The organism is Paraburkholderia sp. FW306-2-2C-D06C (genome assembly GCF_058781505.1).
The window spans coordinates 83,152-102,320 of sequence record NZ_JBYSWU010000010.1 but is presented as its reverse complement, the minus strand read 5'-3'; the positions used below and the strand labels follow the sequence as shown (position 1 = coordinate 102,320).

The 19,169-nt window shown below is 65.0% G+C and carries 20 protein-coding genes; 4 read left to right on the top strand and 16 right to left on the bottom strand.

Going from position 1 to position 19,169, the window contains the following annotated elements; genetic code table 11:
• The first annotated feature begins 591 nt into the window (after positions 1–591).
• Positions 592–927: a hypothetical protein gene (locus AC3WLT_RS10155; protein ID WP_492591749.1), complete on the top strand. Its 336-nt coding sequence runs from the start codon at positions 592–594 to the stop codon at positions 925–927.
• Between the two features lie 306 nt (positions 928–1,233).
• On the opposite strand, the gene AC3WLT_RS10150 is transcribed toward AC3WLT_RS10155, so the two are convergent.
• The 3 genes from AC3WLT_RS10150 to AC3WLT_RS10140 form a co-directional block, all read right to left on the bottom strand.
• Positions 1,234–1,467, bottom strand: coding sequence for a hypothetical protein (locus AC3WLT_RS10150; RefSeq protein ID WP_492591748.1), 234 nt, complete (start codon positions 1,465–1,467; stop codon positions 1,234–1,236).
• 215 nt (positions 1,468–1,682) lie between these two features.
• Positions 1,683–3,053 (bottom strand): MFS transporter, encoded by a 1,371-nt coding sequence (locus AC3WLT_RS10145; RefSeq protein ID WP_492591824.1) that lies wholly within the window; start codon positions 3,051–3,053, stop codon positions 1,683–1,685.
• 218 nt (positions 3,054–3,271) lie between these two features.
• A complete protein-coding gene (locus AC3WLT_RS10140) occupies positions 3,272–3,511 on the bottom strand; it encodes a hypothetical protein (protein ID WP_492591747.1) in 240 nt (79 codons plus the stop codon).
• A 285-nt stretch (positions 3,512–3,796) separates the two neighbouring features.
• Between AC3WLT_RS10140 and AC3WLT_RS10135 the strand changes: the two genes are divergently transcribed.
• From AC3WLT_RS10135 to AC3WLT_RS10125, 3 genes are all read left to right on the top strand, one after another.
• Positions 3,797–3,943 (top strand): hypothetical protein, encoded by a 147-nt coding sequence (locus AC3WLT_RS10135; protein ID WP_492591746.1) that lies wholly within the window; start codon positions 3,797–3,799, stop codon positions 3,941–3,943.
• Between the two features lie 455 nt (positions 3,944–4,398).
• Positions 4,399–5,244, top strand: coding sequence for an autoinducer binding domain-containing protein (locus tag AC3WLT_RS10130; protein ID WP_492591745.1), 846 nt, complete (start codon positions 4,399–4,401; stop codon positions 5,242–5,244).
• A gap of 131 nt (positions 5,245–5,375) precedes the next feature.
• Positions 5,376–6,308: a helix-turn-helix transcriptional regulator gene (locus AC3WLT_RS10125; protein ID WP_492591744.1), complete on the top strand. Its 933-nt coding sequence runs from the start codon at positions 5,376–5,378 to the stop codon at positions 6,306–6,308.
• 117 nt (positions 6,309–6,425) lie between these two features.
• On the opposite strand, the gene AC3WLT_RS10120 is transcribed toward AC3WLT_RS10125, so the two are convergent.
• The 13 genes from AC3WLT_RS10120 to sctV form a co-directional block, all read right to left on the bottom strand.
• The gene (locus tag AC3WLT_RS10120; RefSeq protein ID WP_492591743.1) at positions 6,426–7,460 is read right to left on the bottom strand and encodes an EscU/YscU/HrcU family type III secretion system export apparatus switch protein; all 1,035 of its coding nucleotides are present in this window, start codon (positions 7,458–7,460) and stop codon (positions 6,426–6,428) included.
• A 31-nt stretch (positions 7,461–7,491) separates the two neighbouring features.
• On the bottom strand, positions 7,492–8,277 hold the full coding sequence (gene sctT / locus AC3WLT_RS10115; RefSeq protein WP_492591742.1) for a type III secretion system export apparatus subunit SctT: 786 nt from the start codon (positions 8,275–8,277) through the stop codon (positions 7,492–7,494).
• Positions 8,267–8,788, bottom strand: coding sequence for a hypothetical protein (locus AC3WLT_RS10110; RefSeq protein ID WP_492591741.1), 522 nt, complete (start codon positions 8,786–8,788; stop codon positions 8,267–8,269). Before AC3WLT_RS10110 ends, sctT begins: the two co-directional genes overlap by 11 nt.
• Positions 8,766–10,205, bottom strand: a complete 1,440-nt coding sequence (locus tag AC3WLT_RS10105; protein ID WP_492591740.1) for a FliI/YscN family ATPase — start codon at positions 10,203–10,205, stop codon at positions 8,766–8,768. Before AC3WLT_RS10105 ends, AC3WLT_RS10110 begins: the two co-directional genes overlap by 23 nt.
• Positions 10,202–10,837: a type III secretion system stator protein SctL gene (gene sctL / locus AC3WLT_RS10100; RefSeq protein WP_492591739.1), complete on the bottom strand. Its 636-nt coding sequence runs from the start codon at positions 10,835–10,837 to the stop codon at positions 10,202–10,204. The genes AC3WLT_RS10105 and sctL overlap by 4 nt, the downstream gene beginning before the upstream one ends.
• Entirely contained in the window at positions 10,819–11,556 is a 738-nt protein-coding gene (locus AC3WLT_RS10095) for a SctK family type III secretion system sorting platform protein (RefSeq protein WP_492591738.1), read from the bottom strand. Before AC3WLT_RS10095 ends, sctL begins: the two co-directional genes overlap by 19 nt.
• 13 nt (positions 11,557–11,569) lie before the next feature.
• Entirely contained in the window at positions 11,570–12,373 is an 804-nt protein-coding gene (sctJ, locus tag AC3WLT_RS10090; RefSeq protein ID WP_492591737.1) for a type III secretion system inner membrane ring lipoprotein SctJ, read from the bottom strand.
• Between the two features lie 108 nt (positions 12,374–12,481).
• Entirely contained in the window at positions 12,482–12,916 is a 435-nt protein-coding gene (locus tag AC3WLT_RS10085; RefSeq protein WP_492591736.1) for a hypothetical protein, read from the bottom strand.
• Positions 12,917–13,072: 156 nt separating this feature from the next.
• Complete coding sequence (locus tag AC3WLT_RS10080; protein WP_492591735.1) at positions 13,073–13,294, bottom strand: hypothetical protein; 222 nt, start codon at positions 13,292–13,294, stop codon at positions 13,073–13,075.
• Positions 13,295–13,406: 112 nt separating this feature from the next.
• Positions 13,407–14,642: an FHA domain-containing protein gene (locus tag AC3WLT_RS10075; RefSeq protein ID WP_492591734.1), complete on the bottom strand. Its 1,236-nt coding sequence runs from the start codon at positions 14,640–14,642 to the stop codon at positions 13,407–13,409.
• Positions 14,623–16,581 (bottom strand): type III secretion system outer membrane ring subunit SctC, encoded by a 1,959-nt coding sequence (sctC, locus tag AC3WLT_RS10070; RefSeq protein WP_492591823.1) that lies wholly within the window; start codon positions 16,579–16,581, stop codon positions 14,623–14,625. The genes AC3WLT_RS10075 and sctC overlap by 20 nt, the downstream gene beginning before the upstream one ends.
• A gap of 59 nt (positions 16,582–16,640) precedes the next feature.
• Complete coding sequence (locus AC3WLT_RS10065) at positions 16,641–16,919, bottom strand: flagellar biosynthetic protein FliQ (RefSeq protein WP_492591733.1); 279 nt, start codon at positions 16,917–16,919, stop codon at positions 16,641–16,643.
• A 73-nt stretch (positions 16,920–16,992) separates the two neighbouring features.
• On the bottom strand, positions 16,993–19,155 hold the full coding sequence (gene sctV, locus AC3WLT_RS10060) for a type III secretion system export apparatus subunit SctV (protein WP_492591732.1): 2,163 nt from the start codon (positions 19,153–19,155) through the stop codon (positions 16,993–16,995).
• Between the last annotated feature and the right edge of the window lie 14 nt (positions 19,156–19,169).

Here is a 19,169-nt window from a genome sequence, read left to right as displayed (position 1 = left end):
CACGACCGAGTCACCGGCCAGGACTTCCGAACCACCCCATCCACGGAGTGATGCCAGACACCGGGTCGCCGGCTCCTAAACCTGCGCCGGGCACTCCGGATGACGTTCCTGATGCCGCAGAAGCGGAGCCGGTCCCGCACGAGCATCTACCGAGCAGGTCAGACGACAATTGAACTACCCGCATGTTTAGCCTGACATGACACGGCCCGGCCGTGTTCCGTGCGGCCTGCCTGGACGAGCACGAGAAGCTCGACGGTATTTACAACGTGGCAAGTGAAACGAAGGACTGGCGGCGGCGCTGTGCAAACGCAACCTGAGCGCAACCTGACCGGCCGAATGTTTCGTTGCCGGTACGCTGCCTGGAATAACAGGCCGTACGACGCTTTGTTCTGGCTGGACCGTGCGAACGCTTCGGCCCATCTGTCTGGACGGGCATTTTTTTGATTGTCGATGTGCAGAAGCACCGGCGCGTCGCGCCGGAGGACCTATATATAACAATATGGCGGCACGAGGTCGACGTGCTGCCCGCTCGCCGACGCCGAAGTCGGCAACTCAACCTTGGAGGTTTAGCGAATACGACCTGACGAATCCATGCTTTGTCTGTTCGAAATCGCGACTAGCCAAGTATCGGAGGTAATCATGGAGTACGAGTACCGCGGCTGGGTCATTGACGCAACCCCGGATTTCTCGCTGGGTCAGTTCTTTGCGCACGCGCGGCTGATCCGCGCGTCATCTGACGATGACGCGGACGCTGAAATGCACATCGAGCGCAATCTTGCCTGGTTCGATAATGCAGACGAGGCAATCGAGGTTGCACGCGAATGGGCAATTGCGTGGATTGATGCGCGCAACGGCGACATCGCCGGCACGGACACTGATTCATCGACACGGCACAGCGATATGCCAGCCAGAACGCCGGCCAAATGACAGTCCGGGACCATCATCCTGGCACCGGACGACCGGCCCTGTGGCCATTCTGCAACGCCTGCGTCCACGATCGAAATAAGGCCGCCCCACAGCAGATGCGGCAGTCCGGCTTCTTGCGAATATTCAGACGAGATACCTGATTGCTTAAGAAACGCCGATGTGTAGGATGGAACCAACGTCAGCGCCCCTTGCGCGACGTGTGTGTTCAGGCCGCAGCCATGTCTGCGGCCTCTTTTTATATATTCGGAATCTCTCCAGCGTTGGCGCGAGCCATCCGGTGTCGCCGCACAAACAACCCGCGCAAACTCACCGAAGGGAGAACGGCGGCTTCGGGTGTCGCCGGCCGTCGATATGGGCCTTTGCGTATTCAACGGCAAACATGCACGCCGCGCTCTCGGAAGCGAAATAACCAAGAATGCCAAACGTTTCGCGTTTGCCGTTCCGGTGCGTGACTATCGCTGTTGCTGCATAGCCTGGCATCGAAATTGGGGCTAGGGGCATGATCGTCGATGTCTTGTACTCCACGGAATCAGCGTGCATGGCATGTCGCTCCTTGTGGTCGCTCGGCGCACCGGCAGTGGCGCCTCGAGATTTCTATCCTAGGACAATTGCGTGCCGATCAAAAGGTGCAGGGCCGAACTGACCACGAGGGCCGGCCTCGGCCGGACCGATAAGCTCAGGCAGTCGGACTGCCGCCGCTCTGGGGATGCATCAGCGCGGAAGATAAGCGTTGCCTCACGACAGTCTGTTCATCATCATGCAGTCGGGGTCGCGTGTCCGCTATCGCCCATCGCCCGCGGATCGTCGTATTCCCGCGAGATGTCCTTGTTCGTGTAATCGCCTAGCCGCGAAGCGGCGATCAGGCTGAGCACCGCGCACGCCAGGACATAGCCCGCGATTGCATAGCCCGAATGGTAGTAAGCGAAGAGCGCGGTCGCAATCAGCGGCGCAGGGCCGCCTGCAATGACCGAAGCCAACTGATAGCCCAGGGAGGCACCGCTGTAACGCAGCCGCCCCGTGAAGGATTCAGCGATCAAAGCGGCCTGGGGACCGTACATCATCGAATGCGGCACCAGCGAGAGCACGATGGCCGCAAAGATCCACATCGGATCCTTGGTGCCGACCATCGCAAAATAGAGGAAGCCGAATACGCCGACGGTGGCGGCACCGATCATGTACATCCGCCGCCGCCCAATCAGATCGGACACGTGACCAAAGAGCGGGATGGTGCCGAATTCCAGCACCGAAGCCGCCAGCACCGCCGTCAGCAACAGGTTGCGTGTCACGCCCAGCGTCGAGACGCCATAGGTGAAGACGAAGGCCGTGAAAATATAGAAAGGCGCCTGTTCGGCCATGCGCGCAAAAGCCGAGAGAAGGATGTCTTTCGGCTGGCGGCGCAACACCTCGAGCATCGGCGCCTTCTCGATCTTGCGCTCAGCCAGGAGCCGCGCGAAGATCGGCGTCTCGAGAATATTCAAGCGGATATAGAGGCCGATCGCGACCAGTACGATACTGAACAGGAACGGCACTCGCCAGCCCCACGTGAGGAAACCGCTGCCGGAGATCTCGCTCGTGGCCAGCACGGCCAGGTTGGCCATGAACAGTCCCGCCGGCACCCCGAACTGCGGCCAGGAGGCGACGAAGCCGCGATGCGCGTTGGTACGCGCCCATTCCATCGACATCAGGACCGAGCCACCCCATTCTCCGCCGACGCCCACACCCTGGATGAAGCGCAGCACCGTGAGCGCGACGGCGCCCCAGATGCCGATCGCCGCATAGGTGGGGACAAAGGCCACGGCAAACGTGGCGAGCCCCATCAGTAACAGCGTCACGATCAACGTGGCCTTGCGTCCGATGCGATCGCCGTAGTGGCCGAAAATGGCCGCGCCAACCGGCCTCGCTACAAAGCCGACGGCGTAGATCAGAAAAGCCTGCAGTGTGCCGACGAGCGGGTCCGACTCTGGAAAATACAGCTTCGCGAAAACCAGGCCGGTCACCGTACTGTAGAGGAAGAAGTCATACCATTCGATCGTGGTACCAATCGTGCTGGCGATGACAGCGCGGCGCAACTGGCGCCGAGCGTCCTCCTCGGTGAGGGGCATCGCCCCTGATTGCGTGGCAGCCATTTTGAATCCCCCGGAAAAAAGGGCGATGTCGTGTATAGACCATTGGCGCAATGAGAGGTTCCGGCGGCGCAAGGCCGGTTCCAGTCGACGATTTCCGTGGACCCGGCCGCGCAGTTGGGGGTGTCCGATCTCGCTTGATGCACATCTCGCCGGGGTCGGCGCGGCGCGCGCGCGATTCTTTCAAAGACTCGCACCGGGAAAACCATCGCTCTCGACGTCTAGTGCAACACGCAAAATGCGCCTGTCCGCACGTCGATCCACATCATTCGACCATCAGTTTTGTGGCTATACACAAGCGCGCGGGACTCGCGCTGACTATCGAGAAAACCCAATACGGCGTGCAAGGTATGTTTGCCGCGGTAACGCAAGGATCGCGTCGCGCCACCGCTCCCGCTAACGATCACAATTGGGTTGATACGCACCATACGGGCGATCTGATCCGGCGTTGCAGCTGACATTTCATCCTCCGTGTCGAGTGGTTACGTGAGGAATAACGTCGCGATTGCCGGGATCTTGAGACAAGGAAAGGTTACGTAAGATCATCGCGCTTCAGGACGCGCTAACCATTGGTAAGGACTCCGCGATGTACGTCCTTTTTTCCGGGTATTCGCCCGGTGTCGAATGAGGATAATTCGAAACGTACCACGGCTTGTCCCGCAGGAAAGCAGCGGTCCGCCTCCCTACAAACAACGGGCGCCTGAATATTCCATGCGGCGCCACACATCCGGCAAAGGAAACGATAAATGCGGCGAGTCATCATCCTGGCAGCACTGGCGGTGCTGTCCCAGCTTCAGGGTTGCGCGACGTCGTTGGAAACGTTCCTTGTAGGTACGCTGGCTGGAACGGCGGTCGGCATTGGCGCTGTCACCTGCCTGGTCGCCTGTCATTGAATCTGATCGTCGCGCGAGACTCAAGCAGCAAGGCTCGTTCAATCCAGGCGCCAGTGAGATCGTCGAGCCGGATTTCCGGCAGATCAAATCCGCAATCCCACATGGTGCTAAGCAGCGGTGATATATCCGGCAATTCGATCGCGCAAAATATCACGAAAATTCAATCGCTTATCAAAATCGATAGAACAATCGTCTTTTGCCAAAACTTCAGCGCTGCTGCACAGTCGTTTCGCGCCACGAGACTTCGTAGTTTTCAATCAGACGAATGCCCAGCACACTGCGAAAACTACGAGAGCCTCAATTGTCAGAGGATTTATTCGCTCCTAGAATTGACGCACTCCTTGGCGCTCGATTGCCCGCATCCGGCGCGAGCGCGAGCCGGTTCCGCTCAGGCCCACGAGGCGCCTCCTGAGCCGGCAAAAAAGGAACACGGCGTTCCAGCGGAAAATCAATCAATGAGCGAAACGGGCGAAGAGCAAACCGCTTTATTCACCTTCGGCGACACCCAGCTCGATCACGAGGGCACACAGCCGGCGCTCGACGCAACGCTGACTGCCGGGGGGCAGGGGTTGGCCGGCATCGGCCGCAGCCTGCTCGAAGCGCCCGGCAGCGAGGCACGGCAAGCCCTGATGCGCGAAGCGATCCAGCACGCGGGATTCGACACGCTCTGCTATTGCCGCGTCGTGCGGATCGGCGAATTCGTCAGCCGCGCCGCCTGGTTCGATACTTATTCGCCGCCGGGCTGGGCCGAGCGCTACGGGCGCGAGCAGTTCTTCGCGATCGATCCGCGCGTGACCTACGCATGCCGTTTCGAATGGCCGTTCGCGTGGGACATCGAGTCGATGTTTTCAACGCCGATGGCCGAGCGCTGCGAGACCTTCGCGCGCCGTTTCAGCACCGCCGCCAGGCAGGCGGGCTTGCATAGCGGCGTGAGTTTCGGCCTCGCCACAGGCAACGCGCTCGAGCACTGCATCATCACGCTGTCGAGCGCGCAAACAGGCCGCAGCTGGATCGCCGACACCACGCTCGGCGAAGCCTATGCGATCGGCGTGGGCCTGCATGCGTTCATCGAGGCACGCGGGCGCAGTCTGATGCCGTCGCTGACGGCGGCCAGTCTGAACGGCGTGCAGCGCTCGATCCTGCGTTTCGTGACTCAAGGCCTGAGCGACCGTGAAATGGCCGAATCCCTGTCGATGTCGGCGCACAACATCGGCTATCACTTGCGGCAACTGAAGAAAATCTATAACGCGCAGAACCGGGTACAGCTCGCGTATATCGCGGGCTGCATCCTCGGCGACTGACGCTGTACGCTCGCGGCCCCTGCCACGCAGACGGCCGCACCACCACCTGGCTACGGGAAATCCAGCGGTACGGTTCGCCGCGGCCGAGGTGTGTCCACAACGACAACAGGGGGGAGCGTATGACCTATGGAATGGACGTTTTAAACGAGCCTGCGGGCGTTGCGGTCTGCCGCATGGCGACGGGCGGCTACGACAGCAAGCGGTCGCCGGCCGCCGCGGCGCCGGCTTGCGAGACGGCCGACGCCGCGCAAGCCGCCGATACGCCGGACATCTGCTACTACGACGAAGCGGAGTTGCTGGGCACGATCCGCCGCGACGAGCTGGGCGGCGAAACCCATATCGCCGCCGATCTCGGCGCCGCCCGCAACACCGACGAACGGATGCGGCTCGTGCGCGGCATGCTGCGCCTCGTCGGCTTCAGCGAACTCGGCTATCTGACGGTGAAGCTCGATACGCAGGGCCGCCCGGAACGGCTGTACTTCCCGCGCAGCTATCTATCGTCGAATCTCGCGCCGCACTATTTCGAAGCCGGTTATCACCGGCACGATCCGCGTTTCGCCGCGGCGTTGGCGGGCAACACGCCGCATGTGTGGGATCTTCGGCGGCTCGTCGAAGCGTGGCGCCGCGCGGGCTCACCGCCAGGCATGCGCACCCTGTTCGACGAAATGCGCGACGGAGGCGCCGGCAGCGGCCTGATTTTTGGCCTGCCGATTCCGCACACGCGGCTGCGCTCGATCATCAGCTTCGCTGCGCCGAGCGAACAGGCGGGCTGGATCACCGACAGCGTGGTGGTGCAGTCGCTGACGCTGGGTTTGTCGATTCATCAGCGCTTTTCGGCGTATGTGCGGGCGATCAACCGGCGCGAGTCGGCGGCCGAATTGTCGGAGCTGCAAATGCGGATTCTCGGCTTTCTGGCGGCCGGCCTGTCGGACAAGGAAATCGCGTTGCGCATGCACACGACCGCGCACAACGTCGACTACCATCTGCGGCGTCTGCGTCAGAAGTGCGGCGTGACCAATCGCACCCAGCTGGCGTTTCTCGCGGGGCAGCTGCCGACCTCGTGATGTCGTGATGTCGTGATGTCGTGATGTCCGCGAGGTCCGCGAGGTCGTGCACCAGCAGCTCGGCCGGCGCTCCCCTTGCACACCGCTTACGCCGGTGACCGCCCCGCGCGCCACTCGTCACGTGTCGTCGCCGGTCGCCCACTTCAGCAGTTCCGCCACCTCGCGGAAGTGCGCGCGGTCGATGAAATGGCCGAGCGCCACCTGCTCGTACAACGTTTCAGCCAGCCCCGCATTCGCCACCGCCGGGCGCAGCAGTTCCTGCGCGAGCGCCCGAATTCTCTGCGCGGCTTCGCCCTCGCCGCGCGCCACCACCGTCGGCAGCGACGGCGCGCCGGTATAGCGCAGCGCCACCGCCACGCGCGCCGAATACACCACTGCCGACGCGCTGCCCACCACGTCCTGCAGCGAATTGAATTGCAACTCGCGCGCCAGTTGCGTGCGGCGCGAGCCCAGATGCGGATCGCCTTCGGTCTCGCGATATTCGCGGCGGATTTCGTCGGTGCTCATTCTGAGCTGGCGCATGTACTGCCAGCGCTGATGGGCGTAATCGAACGCGGCGAGCGCCGCATACACCACCGCGGCCCAGCCGAACAGCAGCGCGAGCAATTTACCGGCTACGCCGAGTATCCGTGCAGGCTCGGTAAAACCTGCCTCGATCACCGTGCCGAGCGAGCCGCGAATCACCACGTAGAGAATCGCGGCAAGCGCGAGCGTCTTGAGCGCCTGCTTCGCGAGGTCGATCAGATTGCGCAGCGAGAACATCCGCGCGAGTCCCGCCGCCGGATTGAGGCGGTTCAGGTCAGGCCTGATCCGTTCCCACGCCATCAGTCCGCCGACTTGCGCGAGCGCGGCCGCCGCTGCGGCGATCCCGGCTAGCGCGCTCACCGCGAGTATCAGCATCGCCAGCGCACGGACCGCCGCGCTCACCAGCGGTACGAGCAACGCGCCGGGATCACGCGCGGCAATCAACTGCGCGGCGGCATCGAGCAGCGAGTGCAGCACCCGCAGGCCGATCGGCCCCGCGCCGATCAGAAGCGCCAGCAGCGCGATGAACTGCACCGCCGCGACGACATCGGCGCTTCTCGCAACCTCGCCCTTGCGGCGCGCTTCGCGCAGCTTGCGCGCGGTGGGCTGATGGGATTTTTCGGCCATGATGGCGTGGCGGTCAGCTCATGCGGCGCCGCTACAAGGCCGCGCGCAATAGCGCAAAAAGCGGGCTATCCGGCGCGAGAAACGCCTGCAACGAGCCGTACACGAAATAGAGGAAGAGCGCCATCATCAACAGCGCCAGCGAACTCTTGACCGGCTGCGAGAGCATGAACACGTTCATCTGCGGCACCGCGCGGCCGATCAGCCCGATGCCGAGTTCGGCGAGCACCAGCACCAGAATCACCGGCGTGGCGAGCTTGACGGTCGCGCGCATCACCGAGTCGGTTGCGCGGATCGCGAACTGGTCGAGTAACCGGTGCGCGTTCGGCGTCAGCGAGTCGACCGGCCACAGCCGGTACGACTCCAGGAACAACGTCAGCATCAGATGCAAACCGCCCCCGGTGACGAACAGCGTGATCGCGAGGAAGTTCAGGAACGCGCCGGTCGGACCGCCCTCGCTGCCTGAGATCGGGTCGAAGAACGCCGCGTTGCCGGAGCCGGTCTGAAAGTCGATCAGGTGGCCAACGCTTTCGATCGCCCACAACACTGCACTGAACGTGAAGCCGAGCAGCACGCCGAGCAGCGCCTCCTTCGCGAGGATCAGCATCCACACGAGCGGCGCGATCGTGGCCAGCTCCGGCACGTCGACCATCGGCGACGCGAACAGCGCGATCACCACGATCAGCCCGTTGCGCACGAGGCCGGTCAGCACGCGTTCGCCGAATACCGGCACGATCAGCATCATCGGCAAGAGGCGCGGCATGACGAGCAGCAGCGGATGCAGCGCGGCCTGAATCGCCGCGAAGCTGTTATCGCCCATCGTCCAGCAAGCTCGCCGCCGACGCGCCATGCCGGCGCAATGCCGCCTCGTCCGCTTCGTCGTCCTCGCGCGCCTGCTGCGCGAGCCGCGCGCCGCGGCCCGCATCGCTCGCCACGCGCTCGAGCTTGTCGAGATTCGCCTGCGCGCGATTGAGCCGCGTCTGCAGTTCCGCGAGCCGCCCCTCTTCCTGCCGATGCTGCTCGCCCGCGCGCTCTGCATCCTCATGAGCGAGACCGGCCGCTCGCATCCGCGAGAGGTCCTCGAATACCGTGTCCTGCAACGCGCGCGGCGACATGCGCGCCGCGCCGGCGTCGTTCGTCACGCGCTGCGCGAGCGCATGACGGGCGGCGAGTTCATTCAGCATCCGCGCGCGGGCGTCGGCGACCGACTGCGCCGTCTGTTCGGTCACGCGATGCTGGCGCATCTTGTCGAGCGCCGCCTTGCGATGACGAACCTCGCGCACACGGCGCAACGCATCGAGCGTGGACTTAATGGCGTCGGGCGATGTCATGGAGCGTTGCCAGGGTTTCGTTGAACGGCGCAAGCGCGTCGGCACGCTGCGAGAAAAAAGCATCGAGCGGCGCCTTGGCGCGCAACGCGGCGTCGGCGAGCGGATCGGCGCCTTCGCGGTATTCGCCGATCTGCACCAGCAACTCGATGTCCTGATACTTCGACAGCAGCGCACGCACGCGCGCCGCCGCAGCCACATGCGCTGCGTCCGCCACCTGCGACATCACGCGCGACAGGCTCGCGAGCACGTCGATCGCCGGATAACGGTTAGCGGTCGCGACCTTGCGCGACAGCACGATATGGCCATCGAGAATCGAACGGACTTCTTCGGCAATCGGATCGGTTTCCTCGTCGCCTTCCACCAGCACCGTGTAGAACGCGGTGATCGAGCCGCGTTCGCCCTGCCCGGCGCGCTCGAGCAATTGCGGCAGCACCGAGAAAGTGGACGGCGGAAAACTGCGCCGCGTCGGCGGCTCGCCGGAGGCGAGACCGACTTCGCGCTGCGCGCGCGCAAAACGCGTCAGCGAATCGACCAGCAACAGCACGCGCTTGCCCTGATCGCGGAAGTACTCGGCGATCGCGGTCGCGACATGTGCGGACTTCACGCGCTCCATCGCCGGACGATCCGATGTCGACGCAACGATCACGGCCTTGCCGCGCGCCTCGGGCGACAGGCTGTGCTCGAGAAACTCGCGCACTTCACGGCCGCGTTCGCCGACCAGCGCGATCACGATCACGTCGCATTCGGTGCCGCGCGCGATCATGCCGAGCAGCGTGCTCTTGCCGACGCCGGACGGCGCGAACACGCCGATGCGCTGCCCGACGCCCACCGTCAACAGCGAATCGATCGCGCGCACGCCGGTGGCGAGCGGCGTGTCGATGTTTTGCCGCAGCAGCGGATTGACCGGCTCGTTATGCGCCGACACCAGCGTGCCGCCGGCAATCGCGCCGCGGCCGTCGAGCGGCGCGCCGAGGCCGTTCAGCACGCGCCCGCGCAAACTCGCGCCGACTGCGAAGCGATGGCCGCGTCCCGATGGAATCACTTCCGTCGAAGGCGACAAACCGTCGGTTGCACCGAGCGGCGTCAGCAAGGTGGTTTGACGCGCGAAGCCGACCACTTCCGCGAGCATGGGCGCGGCGCCCGGCGTGCGTAACTCGCAGATTTCGCCGAGCCTCGCATGCACGCCGGATGCGTTGACCAGCAGGCCGACAGCACGGCTCACACGGCCGCGCATGCGCACCGGGTTGAACTGATCGAGGCCGTGCTCGAGTTCGCTGGCGAGCGCGTTACGGTCGAGGCCGAGGTTCGAGCCGAAACCGTCGAGCGCGAGTTCGCCTAACGCGTCGGCGAAACTATCGAGCGACGGCGCCGCTTCGCTATCGGCGGCGCCGGCGCGTTCAAACGGAGCATCGCTCATGACGTACGCTGCCGGATCGCGGCGCGCAATGCGTCGATCTGCGCGTCGAGACCGACATCGAGCGTGCCGGACGGCGTTTCGACAATGCATTGCTCTTCGTTCAGGCGGCTATCGGTGACGATGCGAACAGGAAGCGCCGCGGCCGTGGCCATGACCGATGCCATCCGCTCCGGCCACACCTGCTGCAACGCCGCCGCCACCGCCTCACGGCACGCGGGCGCCACCCGCACCACCAGAAACGCCTCCTCGCGCACCAGCGCATCGATGCGCCGCAACGCCGTTTCGTACAGCGCGCGCGGATCGCTTTCGCCGACTATCGTGCGTACCGCCTTCACGACGATCCCGGCGATAGTCTCGCGCAAGCCGTCGAGCGTACGCGCCGCATCGAGCGCGGCGCCGCAGGCCTGCTGCGCGTATTCGCGCTTGCCCTGTTCGACGCCTTGCGCATGTCCCTCGCGCAATCTGCGTTCGTAGCCCTGCTGCGCTTCGTCGAGAATCCGCTGACGTTCGGTCTGCGCGGTCGACAGCAGCGAACCGGCGTCGAGCAGCGCCGCATACTCGCTCTGCTTGAGCACCTTGCGCTCGGAAAGGATCTGCAGGTTTTCGCTGGTGATCAGAAAAGCCAGTCCCATTGTGCGAGCCTCTCAGGTATCAGGCAAAGAAAGATCAGTTCGGCCAGATGCTGCCGGTGCACCGCGCTCAGTCCATACGCCGGCTGGCCGCTGACGCCGCGCGCGAATTTCAGGCGCATCCGCTCGACGATCGCATCGCCCTCCGGCGCGACGAAGTCCAGCAGCAGCCGCGCACCGCGCTGGCGGATCGCGTCGACCGCGGCGCGCGGCGTCTGGCGAAACGGTTCGAGGCTTTCGCCGATCGCGTCGAACGGCGGCGCACGCTCGAGCACGAAGGGCATCGCGTTGTAGCCGAACGCGTCGACGAGCGCCGTATGCGTGCGCCAGTTCGGCGCGTCCAGCAGCCACGCGCGATGCAGCATCAACCCGCAGTAAGCGGCCAGCGTCGTCAAGGCGCTGCGTTCGATCAGCGCGATGCGCGCCACCAGACTGCCGAAGCCGAACGCATAACGTTCCGCCAACCCGCTTCGCACCAGCAGATGGCGCGCGAGCACCGCACGGCCACGCGGGCCAAAACTCGCGAAATCGCGGTAACGGGTGGGCCAATCCTGCGGCAACCAGCTTGGATCGATATAACGGTCGGGCCGCAGATTGAACTCGACGGCGAGCCGGTAGCGCCGCGCCGCACGCGCCGGGTCTTCGGCGCGCGCTGCGTCGCGGGCGCCGCCATGGGCGCCATGGCCGTCGCGCGCGGCTTCGTGCGCCGAATCGTGCGACATCGCGGCCTCCATCTCACTCGCCTCGCGCCGACGCACCCGCCGCCAGCGACGAGCGCGCGCCCATTGCATTGGCGATGCGGGAACCGAACACGCCGCGCCGCGCGCCGATCAGCCCGACCACGCCGAGCGTGAGCAGAAGCAGTAACGACGCGAGCCACGCGAACGGCGTGCGCAGCATCAGCAGGTTCGCCAGACTGTCGCCGCCCAGGCCCGCCGCGCGCTGGCTCGCCGCGCTATCGGCTTGCAGGAACAGCGACACGTTGTCGTACGCGAGCCCTTCGATGCTATGCGCGACGAGGTCCTTGACCATCGGCGCGGTAGCGTGCAAATCGATGCCCGGCCGGTACTTGATGTACACCGCCGCCGACGACGGCTTGATCTTGTCCGACAGCGGATCGTTCTCCGGAATCACCACCTGCACATGCGCGACCACCACGCCGTCGACGTCCTCGAGCGTGCGCGCGAGTTCCTGCTGCACGCCGTAGATATAGCGCACGCGTTCTTCGGCGGGCGTCGCCACCAGCCCCTGCTGCTGGAACACCTGGCCGAGACTCGCGAGTCGCTGGCGCGGCAGGCCGTGCGCGCGCAGCACCTTCAGCGCGTCGCCCATCGCGCCGCCGTCCACGCTCACCTGCCACGCCGCCGCGCCGTCGCGGCTCTCCACGTTTTCCTTCGACGCGCCGATACCCGCGTCGGCCAGCACTGAGACGATCTGGTTGGCGTCTCTTTCGTCGAGGCCGGACACCAGTTCCTGCTCGCAGCCGGCCAGACACAGCAGCAACACGGCCGCGCCGAACCATCCGACAATTCTCGTCATCGCTTTCTCATCCTGTGCGCCTCGCGGGCGGTGGCGTGGGTGGCGGCGTAGGGGGCAGATTTCCGCTCGCCGCCGGCACGCGCCTGACCTCACGTTTAGCCGCTGCGATCAGCCTTTATCCGGCGTCAACACCGAGCGCGAGCAATTGTTCGCCGCCTGCGCGGCCGACAGCGCGAACTGGCAACCATTGGCCGTCATCGACAGGTCCCAGTTGTATTCCATCATCCGCGCCATATCCATGCCCCAGTCGCCGGTGGGGCGCAACGCCTCGTGACGAACGTTGGCGAGGTCGCTGAAATGCCGCCCGAGGCCGTCGAGGTAATTCACCACGCCGCTATTCGAGACCGGCGCCGATGCCGTCGTGGCCGCTTCGACACTGCGCGCGCCGCCCATCTGCGCGGCGAATTCCTGACCCTGTCCGGCGGGCGGCGGTCCGGCCTGCGGCTGCGTGGACGCGGTCCATTGCGCCTGCTGCACCGACTCGGCGGCCGACTTCTGCACTACGGCTTCTGCGCCGACCGGCGCTATCGCTGATCCAGTCATGATTCAGCTCCGTGCTTGAAAACTGCGCTTGAAAACTGCATTACAGGTCCTGCAAGTGCTGCGCCTGCATCACCGACACCACCGCGCGCGAGGGCGGCTTCGTCACAGCGGGCCCGCGACCCGCGTGAACGAAGCGCCGCCGCAAACCGCCGCCGCTTAGCCCAACCGGCCTGCGCTCGAATTGGCGCCCCCTTCTGCCGAACTCATGTTGTTCAACACGCTGACGGTCTGCGCATGCGACTGACCGACCATCCCGATCGACTGCATCTGCATCTGCTGCTCGAACAGTTTTTCTTCGAACGCCTGCATCTGCGCCGTGTTGTCCGGCAAATTCGACGAAGGGTTCGTTCCTGTGCTGGTTACGTTTGACGTGGTCATGATCGACTCCTTGGACTAATGAAATGCCGCTCACGCGGCGCCTTGCCCTCGCACGCCCGACTTGCGGCCTGCAAGACACTCCTTGAATTCCCTGTTCCCTGCACGGCTGCGGCTACGAACCCGGCATGGCGACGCCCGCCGCGGCGGGCGCCGCCGCAGGCGGTACTGAAGGCGCCGCCGACGCCGCCGCATCCGACGCCAGCGCCGGCGCAGCGCCGTGCGGCCCCAGCGCCACCACATAGCGCGCGCCGTTGCGCTCGAACGTGACGCTGCCCGAATCGATCGACGCGATCATCAAGCCGCCCGGCAAGGTCGCGCCTTCGAAGAAATGCCGTCCGTCGCGCGTCACCACGTAACGCGTGCCGCTGTCGTCGCCATACACGCCCGCGATATCCACCGGCACCGCGCCGCCGCCCGCCGCGATCAGCGGACCGCCGGCGTTGTCGTCATAGACAACCTTGTCGGTCACTTCGACCGCCGGCTTCGCGTCGCGCTTGAAGTTCTGCACGCGCTGCCACACCGCCCGCGTCGCGACGCCGCTGATCGTCACGCGGCCACGGCCCGTGTAGGCCACTTTCAGTGGCGTGTCGCTCAACGTCTGCTGCGCGGTCGCCAGCAATTCGTTGACGCTGTACACCTCGCCGAGCGTCACGCCGTCGAAACCGTTGACGATCGCCGCGACCCGCGCGCGTTCGTTGGCGTCGCGCACGTAACCGTCCACCACGATGCCGTTGCCCTGCCCCGGCTCGACCGTCAGCTCGGGAAACTGCCGCAACGCGCCTTCCACATCGCGCATCCGTTCGAAGCGGCTTTGATGCGACCACCAGAACGAACCGCGCGTCGCCACCGCCACATAGCTGCCCGCCGCGATCGCGAACGCGCTCCACAGCGCCAGCAGCGCGAACATCAGACGGCGGCTGCCGAGCCCGCCGAGCCACGCCGGCAACGCCACCGCGAGCCAGCGGTGCGATTCGCCGCGACGCTTCGCGCCGCTCGCGCTTGCCGCGCCCGCCGGCATGACCTGCACGCCTGCCAGCCGCTCGATGCCGAACTTCACGTGCGCGAGCGTCACCGTGTCGCCGGGCATCAACGCGCGGCGCATCTGCGCGAGCGGCGTGCCGTTCAGCAGCACCGGCGCGCCGCCCTGGTTCTGGATCGATACCGCAATCGAGCCGACATGCAGACACAGTTGCCGCGCGGCAATCTCGCGATCCGGCAGAATCACTTCGCAATCGGCGCCGGTGCCGACCCAATTCTCACCGAGCTTCAGCCACAGCGTGCGGCCCGACATCGGACCGTTCAAAAAACACAGTTGCCAGCCGGACGCATCAGGGCCGCTGCTGACCATTGCTGTCTCCTGCAGCGGGAGCGGCCGGCGGCGTCGCGGACGGAGTCGCAACCGGCGCGCTCGTCGCCGGCGCGGCATTCGCGGCAGCGGCCGAACTTGCCGGCGCCGGCGGCGGCGCGATCGTCTGCGCACGCGCGGTCAGCGAGTCGTTCGACGGCGGCACCACCACGTTCTGCATCAGATCCGACGTGTAGTTCTCCACGCCGCCTGTCGACGCATATTCCGCCGACGGCGTGACCACGCGCGGCGTGATCATGTAGAAGCGCTCCATGTGCTGCCCGTTCTTGTTGGTGTACTTGAACAGGTGGCCGATCCAGGGAATATCGGACAGAAGCGGAATGCCGGTCTTGTCGAAGCTCTGCGCATCGCTGTTGAAGCCCGCGATCAGGAGGCTCTTGCCTTCGTCGATCATCGCCTTGGTGACGATGTTCCGCTGCAGGATCACCGGCACGTTCGACACCTGCTGATTCGTGACCTCGCCGTCCTGAATGTCGAGCGACATCATCACGCGCTGCGTGCCGTCTTCGACGATCAGCGGCGTCACCTTCACGCTTTGCCCAGTCGTGATGCCGTACAGCGACGAGTCCTGGAAGCCCTGGACCTGCACGTAGAACTCGGTGAGGTTTTCGAGCACGGCTTCGGTGTTGTCGAGCGTCAGCACTTTCGGCTTCGAATACAGCTTGGCGTCGCCGGTGCGGGCGAGCGCGTTGATCCGCGCGAGCAGATAGTCGCGCAGCGACCCGCCGATCGACGCGGTCAGCGCGAGGCCCACCGGCGTGGTGGTGCCGGTCTGCCCGGCTTCGGTCGTGCCGGCCGCGAAGGTCAGCGGCGGATTCGCGCCGTTGCCGAACTGGAAGTCGCCGTGACTCGTATGCAGCCGCCAGTCCACGCCCAGCTGATCGAGCGACTGCAAGCTGATATCCATGATCGTCAGATTGATTTCGACGATGCGCGGCTTCACGTCGAGCTGCTGGATCAGCGATGCGTAGCGTCCCATGTGATCGGGCGTGTCGCGAATCAGCACGGCGTTGATCGCCGGGTCGGCTTCGATTTGCGGCAACGAGTCGGCGCCGCCGAACGCGTTCAGGTCGCCGCCCGGACCCTGGCCGCCGCCGTAACCACCGTAACCGCCACCATAGCCACCACCACCGCCGCCGGACGCGACGCCGTTGCCGCCGCTCGTGCCGGCCAGCGGAATCTCGATGCGCGGCACGTTGATCGTGTCGCCCGAACTGAGCTTGACTTCGCGGGTGGGGCCGCCGAGGCGCATCGCGCCCGCGCTCGGCGCGTTGTTGCTCGCGCCGCGCAGGTACAGCTTGCGCAGAATCGTCGCCACGCCGGGAATCGTCACCTCTTTGCCCGAGCGATTGATCACGAAGTCCGCGGCCCAGTTGTACTTGAGCCGGAATGCGCGGATATCCGCGTGGTCGGTGTTCGCCGCGCCGTTGCCGACCGAGTCGATCGCCTGGCGCACCAGTTCCACATAGCGGCGCGGCCCGGATACATAGGCCGTGCTGTCGCGGTCGCTGATCTGCAGCGGATAGCGCTTGTCGGTGATCTGCATCGACTGCAGCGCCTGAGCGAGATTCGACGCCGAACCGCGCGGAATCGGAAACACCTGGGTTTGCGCGTCGGCCGCGCGTTCGATGTACAGAAACGAGCCGTCGTAGTACCACGTCAAGCCGTAGGTCGAGCACACGCTATTGAGCGTACGCACCGGCGTGTCGTTGAAGCGCCCGCTGATGCTGCCTTCCACCTTGCCGTCGATTACCGCCGTGGTGCCCTGCGAAGCGGCCAGTTCGCGCAGGAAATCGGCCAGCGGCCGGCCGTTCGCGACGATTTCGAAACTGCGGTTGCGCCATTGCAATTCCGCCGCATGCGCGCGCGACAGCGGCACCAGCATGCAGAGCGCGAACATCAGCAGCAGCGTGCCGCGCATGCGTATCAACAGAACGGGATGAACTATTTTTTTCAAGTGAAAGCCCTGTGGCGAGTTGATCACGACATCCCTGGCAAGACGACGAACACCCGCTCGAGCGCCTGCCGCGCGAAGATCAGCAATTCGCGGCCGGCCCAGCCCGCCAGCACGATCACCGTCACCATCACGACGATCATTCGCACCGACGTGCCGATACTCGAGTCCTGCACCTGCGTGACGGCCTGCGCGATCGCAACGAACAGCGCCGTGCCGGTCGCCACCAGCACTACCGGCAACGACAGCATCAACACCAGCAACAACGCCTGGCGCGTGATGTCGAGAAGCGCGGCTGCGGTCATGCGGTTTCTCCATGGTTGGGGCGTGGGTTCGTCATGCGCTTCATGCCGGGTTCGTACCGGGTTCGTACCGGGTTCATGCAGGGTTTTTCACCCAGCCGATCGTATGCAGCCGCACGTCCTCCTCGATCTCCTGATACGACAGCACCGGCACATCGGGCAGCACCGGCTCGAGCACGGACTTCACATAGAAGCGCACCGCCATCGGCACCAGCACGCCGACGCGCCGTTCACGCCCCTCGCGCGCGCCGCTGCGCAGCGACTCCATCACCGCGCGGGTCTGTTCGCCGACGTTGTCCTTCACGTCGCGCGCGAGGCCGAGAAACACGCCTTGCGGCGTCTTCGTGATCGCCGCCTGCACGCGGTCCTGCAAGCTCTGCTCGAACAGCACGACATCGAGGCTGCGGCTCACGCCGCAATAGCGGTCGGTGATCATCCGTTTGAGGTCGACGCGCACCTGCTCGACCAGCGCGATGGTGTCGTCGGGTTCTTTCGGCGCCCACGTAATGAGGCTTTCGAAAATCACCCGCAGATTGCGGATCGGAATGTGTTCGAGCAACAAGCGCCGCAGCACTTCGGTAATCCGCTGCAAGGGCACGATGCGCGTGAGTTCGGCGATCAGTTCCGGATGGTCGCGGCGCGCCAGATGCACCAGTGCCTGCGTCTCCTGAATCCCGATCAGCGCGGCAGGATTCGCGCGTACGATCGACTCCAGATGCTGCGCGAGCACCTGTTCGTGCGTGAGATTCCCCCTGTGGGACACGTGCGCCGCGCGGCCGCCCGGTGGCGACCCGTGAGCGGCAATCCACACCGGCTGCGTGAACGGCCCGAACGGCTCACCCGCTTCGCGTTCGAGATCGGCCGGCAGCGGCGATGTGCCGTCCCATAACAGCAGACCGGGACGCAGATAGCCCGTCGACGCAATCACGTCCTGCAACAGAATCCGATAGCTGTGCTGCGCGAGCACCGGATCGAAACGCAGGTTCATGCGCGGAAACACCGGGCCCAGATCGACGTCGACGCGCGCTTTCGCTTCGGAGAGCGCCGCCTGCAATTGCACGAGATTCAGATGCGCGCGCAGATCGCGGGCGAACACCACCGCGAGCAGCGCCGTCATGCCGAGCGGATGCACCAGCGAGCCGCCCGCGCCAATGCCCGCTTCGCTGTCGGCGGGCGCATCCGCGAGCGTGATCAGATTCAGTGCGGGCACCGTCTTGCGCCGCCGCATCAGGAATACGCCGCCCGAGATCATGCCGCCCGCCAGCAGCAGAAACGACCACTTCGGAAAACCCGCCACCGGCACGAAGGCGAGAACGATCACACCGGCGATCAGCATCGCGCGCGGATGATTGGTGATCTGCGTGCCGATCTGTTCACCGAGGTGCCGCTCCTGCGCGTCGCGCGACGCAACCCGTGTGGTCACCACACCCGCTGCGATCGACACCAGCAGCGACGGAATTTGCGAAGCCATGCCGTCGCCGACGGTCAGCACCGCATACCGGTGCAAAGCCTGCGACACGCTCATGTCGTGCATCAGCGTGCCGACCGCGATGCCCGCCAGAATATTGATGAACGCGATGATGATGCCCGCGATCGCATCGCCCTTGACGAACTTCATCGCGCCGTCCATTGCGCCATGCAGTTGCGATTCCTGTTCGAGCAATTCGCGGCGCCGCTTCGCTTCGTCCGACGTGATGATGCCGGCGCGCAGATCGGCGTCGATACTCATCTGTTTGCCGGGCATCGCATCGAGCGAGAAACGCGCGCCCACTTCCGCGACGCGCTCGGAGCCCTTCGCGATCACGATGAACTGCACGATTGCGATCACCAGAAACACCACGCCGCCGACCACGAAGTTATTACCGACGATCAGACGCCCGAAGGTATCAATGACATGTCCTGCATTCGCCTGTAACAGAATCAGCTTGCACGAAGCGATGTTCAGTGCGAGCCGCAGCAGCGTGGTGAACAGCAGCAGCGCGGGAAACGATGAAAAGCTCACGGCGGACGGCAGGTACGTCGACACCGTCAGGAGCAGGATGCTCAACGCCAGGTTCAGCGAAATCAGGCCGTCGAGCACCACGGTCGGCAACGGCAGCACGAATAGCGCGACCACCGCCGCGACGAACAGCGCCAGCAGCAAGTCGTAGTTGCGCGCGAGCGAGAAGCGGGCGCCGCGTTCGCGCCACCCCACTCCCAGCGTGCCGCGCCAGAGCTTGTTGACCGTATCGAAAGGCATGAACGTGTGTCCTT